General features: G+C 55.0%; 1 protein-coding gene and 1 pseudogene. Both read left to right on the forward strand.

The features are described 5' to 3' along the window. The coding region (locus tag ALO43_RS12150) for a DNA cytosine methyltransferase (RefSeq protein ID WP_174518493.1) at positions 1–470 on the forward strand (470 nt) is incomplete at its 5' end. After that, positions 470–775, forward strand: a pseudogene (locus tag ALO43_RS28745) (very short patch repair endonuclease); the annotation flags it as partial. The gene ALO43_RS12150 and the pseudogene ALO43_RS28745, both read left to right, overlap by 1 nt.

The raw sequence follows: 775 nt of genomic DNA on the forward strand, positions 1-775 counted from the left end.
AGACCGATGGAACAGAACGCGTTTTGCCATGGGACGAAGACAGATTTTTCGATCACAAAAAACGTGTTGTTCAACCAAAATACACACTGACGCCTAACCTGTGGGCCTACCTCCAAGCTTACGCCGAAAAACACCGCTCAGCCGGTAACGGCTTCGGTTTTGGCATGGCGTTTCCAGATAGTGTGACGCGCACCCTGTCTGCGCGGTATCACAAGGATGGCTCGGAAATTCTGGTTAATCAAGGCAAGAAACGCCCGCGCCGCCTTACGCCACGTGAGTGCGCACGTCTGATGGGGTTTCCCGATACGTTCAGAATCCCGGTAAGCGATACGCAAGCGTATCGCCAGTTCGGCAATAGTGTCGTGATGCCGGTCATGCAGGAAGTGGCCCGCATCATGGTTCCCCACGTTCAGGCGCTGATAGCGCATGAGCGTGACGGCACTCCGCTTGCGTTGCCGTTGTTTGCCTGATGGTCGATGTAGTGGACAGTGCCACCCGTAGCAGGCTGATGTCCAGCATACGGGGGCGCAACACGAAACCGGAAATTCTGATTCGAAGTCTGCTGCACCGTAAGGGCTTCCGGTTCCGTCTCCATGTCCGCGATTACCGGGCAAGCCCGATATCGTGCTGCCACGTTACCATGCAGTGATATTCGTGCATGGATGCTTCTGGCATAGACATGACTGCCCGTTGTTTAAATGGCCCAACACGCGCCCGGACTTCTGGCAAGATAAAATCGAACGGAACCGCACAAACGATCACAAAGCGAGCGAAG

The organism is Pseudomonas tremae (assembly GCF_001401155.1).
Lineage (GTDB): Bacteria > Pseudomonadota > Gammaproteobacteria > Pseudomonadales > Pseudomonadaceae > Aquipseudomonas > Aquipseudomonas tremae.